Genomic DNA, 3,105 nt, shown 5'->3' with positions numbered 1-3,105 from the left:
CGTGCGATACACCACCCGAGGCGCGGCGGGATCCCGACGACGAGGCACAACCACACCCAACCCGACGGGTACGACAATTTCCGGCAGCGACCAACCCGACGAACGTTACTGGACACCGCACTAGCTGCGGCGCCAGAGGTCATCGTCGTCCTGCCCGCGGCGTGGCGTGCCGTACAGCGTGCCGCGTCCGGCTCGCGTCGACCGGTGGGCGCCGAGATCGGACAGCGCCTCGGCAGGTGGCTTCGGCGCACCTGATTCGAGCGCGCCGACCGTTCGCGCGCCGTCCGCGGCCAACCGGCTCCGGCGCATCCTCATCAGCCGGGAAATGGCGAAATAGGCGACCGCGAGAGCGCAGGCGGCGATGACGAGGTTTTGCAACGTGCCCGCATAGGATTCGACGGCGTGCCAGTTCTCGCCAAGCAGGTAACCGGCCACGACGAACACGGTGTTCCAGATCAGGCTGCCGAGCGTGGTGTAGAGCAGGAACCCTGCGACCGGCATTCGCTCGATCCCAGCCGGGATGGAGATCAGGCTCCGGAAGATCGGAATCATCCGCCCGAAAAACACGGCCTTTGCGCCGTGCCGGGCGAACCACGCCTCCGTCCGGTCGATGTCGTCGAGCTTCACCAGCGGCAACTTCGCCGCGATTGACCGAACTCGGTCCCGCCCCAGCACGACGCCGACGTAGTAGAGCGCCAACGCGCCGATGACCGAGCCGAGCGTGGTCCAGCCGATGGCGTGGAACAGGTTCATCTTGCCCTGACTGGCGGTGAACCCCGCCAGCGGCAGGATCACCTCACTGGGGATTGGTGGGAAGAGGTTCTCCAACGCCACCGCCAAGCCAGCGCCGGGGCCGCCGAGCCGCTCCACCAGGTCGGTCACGAACCCGACCAGACCGTCATCCGGCGACTCAGCCGGCCCGGCCAGCACTTCCGCGTACATCGACACATGCCACGAATGGATCATGCCGATGACGCTATGCGGGCACCGCGGCCGGAACCATGAGGTCGACCGCCGACCTCCGCGGGCCGACCCCAGCTGCCGGGGTGCGGAGAACCCCACCCCTGCCGGCGGAGGCCGGTGTCAGCAGTCGGGCCTGATCGGGAAGGCCAAGGCATTCACTGCCCCGCCGGTGGGTCGGCCGGGGGAGGCTCGGGGTCCATCGGCACGCGGAGCCGCTCGACCAGCTCGCGTGCCGCCTCGGTGAACGGCTGGTCGGACTCGCCGGGCCGGTGTCCCTGGATCGGTGGTGGGACGCTGTCGCCAGGCGGCGCCACCACATCGGCGGGGTCTCGCAGCCGGCGGTCCACCGTTGCCGCCGGGCCGTCGACGGTGACGGGCGCGGCTGGCCGGTGAGCGGAGAAGATCCAGCCGCCGACGGAGTCGGTGGCTCGCCAGAGGTTCACCCACCGCCAGTCGATCCGGGCGCCGATCTCGTGCAGCACCTCGTCGTCGATGTAGGCGGGGAAGAGCCGGGCGTAGAGGCGGTGCAGTGGTGACGCGCGCGGTGAGAGTGAGCGCCAGCAAGCGGCACACGGATCTGACCAGCGCATCGGAGCCAGGGTTCGCCGGGCGCATCCAGATCGCCACGTTGACCAGCATGAACGGCAGGAGGAACACCAGCGACAGGGTTCGGATCATGGTGCCGGAGGGCAGGTCACCCCAGCGGTACGCCTCCAGCGTCACCCGAGTTCTAGCGCTGGTGCCCGAGTGGTGGCGGGGTCGGTAGAAGCCCCCCACTGCCGTCACCCGCGACCTGCTCGAGCTGCGGCAGCTCCAACACCTGGCCGGCACTCGCGCTAGCGGCCCCGTGTACCCGCAGCTCCACCACGTCATCGGACATCCCGGCCCGCCCAACCGCGCTGACGCATCCGACATCGGCCCCTGACCGCCTTGGGAGGCCCAAACCGGGTGAACCCGGCCGATGACCGCCCCGCCACTCGTGGCGGTCTACCGCACCCGGGCAGGCCCAAGCGTGGGACGACCGGTCCCGCCCAGGCCCGGAACGGTCGTAGACGGCCCGTCCAGGCTCCTGAAGGCGGCCGGCAGTCGCCGCGAGTGCCCCGGCAGCACGGTCACCATCTCGCGATGGGCCTCGATTGTCACGAGCATGTCTCGCACCGCGAATATCTGTTGATCTCTATTGCCGGGCGACCAGGGCCAGTGGTACCCAGGTTGGACCAGGCTTGATCACCAAGCGGCCCAGGAGGCGTCGACGATGGTTGCCATTCCCTGGCCGGGCGGTGGCCGCTCCGCCACCGAGCCGCCACCTGATCGCCGCAGCTGCCAGCCCTCCTGCGGGATGGTGGGGTCGCGTGGGCCGCCACCACAGGTCGCCTAGACGCCGCACGATCCCTTGATCTCGGAGAAAGGTGGACCAACTCATGAACCACGCGCAGAAGGAAGGGCTGAGCCGACGTCGCGTCCTGGGGGGAGCGGCCGGACTGGCCGCCGGCGCCGCGACCGTCGCGGCGGGCCTGCCCTCCGGCGGCGCGTCCGCCGCCCCCGCACAAACCCCGCCCGACCTCGCCCGCTGGCGTAGGCAAGCCGCGCACGTCACGATCACCCGCGATGACTGGGGTGTCCCGCACGTGGTGGGCAGGTCCGACGCCGACGCCGTGTTCGGGATGATGTACGCCCAGGCCGAGGACGACTTCAACCGGATCGAACGCAACTACCTGGTCAGCCTCGGCCGCCTCGCCGAGGCCGAGGGCGAGAGCGCCATCTGGCAGGACCTGCGCCAGCGACTGTACGTCGACCCTGAAGCGCTCAAGCGGGACTACGCGAAGAGCCCGGCCTGGCTGCGCGACCTGATGCAGGCCTGGGCCGACGGGCTGAACTACTACCTCGCGACGCACCCCGAGGTGCGTCCGCGCGTGATCAGCCGGTTCGAGCCGTGGATGCCGCTGAGCTTCTCCGAAGGCAGCATCGGCGGCGACATCGAGCGGGTGCCGCTCACCCAGCTCGAAGCCTTCTACAGCCGGCGTGCGGTGGAGATGACCGATGAGGAGCGCGGGCTGCTGTTCCGCGAGCCCAGCGGCTCGAACGGCCTGGCCGTCGCGCCGAGCCCCACCCGGGGCGGGCACCCCCCGCCGCCTGTCCACC

The 3,105-nt window shown here is 70.2% G+C and carries 3 protein-coding genes; 1 reads left to right on the top strand and 2 read right to left on the bottom strand.

All coding sequences use genetic code 11. From position 1 onward, the window contains the following. Positions 1–120 precede the first annotated feature (120 nt). Both FXF52_RS40795 and FXF52_RS40790 read right to left on the bottom strand, forming a co-directional pair. A complete protein-coding gene (locus FXF52_RS40795; RefSeq protein ID WP_148804979.1) occupies positions 121–966 on the bottom strand; it encodes a DedA family protein in 846 nt (281 codons plus the stop codon). A 152-nt stretch (positions 967–1,118) separates the two neighbouring features. Next, complete coding sequence (locus FXF52_RS40790; protein WP_148804978.1) at positions 1,119–1,553, bottom strand: hypothetical protein; 435 nt, start codon at positions 1,551–1,553, stop codon at positions 1,119–1,121. An 831-nt stretch (positions 1,554–2,384) separates the two neighbouring features. On the opposite strand from FXF52_RS40790, the gene FXF52_RS40785 reads away from it, so the two are divergent. Then, on the top strand, positions 2,385–3,105 hold a 721-nt coding region (locus tag FXF52_RS40785; protein ID WP_187414025.1), incomplete at its 3' end, for a penicillin acylase family protein.

Origin of the sequence: Micromonospora sp. MP36 (genome assembly GCF_008119785.1) — a bacterium.
In the GTDB taxonomy this organism is placed as follows: Bacteria; Actinomycetota; Actinomycetes; order Mycobacteriales; family Micromonosporaceae; genus Micromonospora.
Note: the sequence above shows the minus strand (reverse complement) of the source record. Positions and strands in the feature narration are given on the sequence as shown.

Bases quoted from the DNA above. Each gene is read 5' to 3' on its own strand.
- FXF52_RS40790 (WP_148804978.1), bottom strand. From the start codon at position 1,553: ATGCGCTGGTCAGATCCGTGTGCCGCTTGCTGGCGCTCACTCTCACCG.
- FXF52_RS40795 (WP_148804979.1), bottom strand. From the start codon at position 966: ATGATCCATTCGTGGCATGTGTCGATGTACGCGGAAGTGCTGGCCGGG.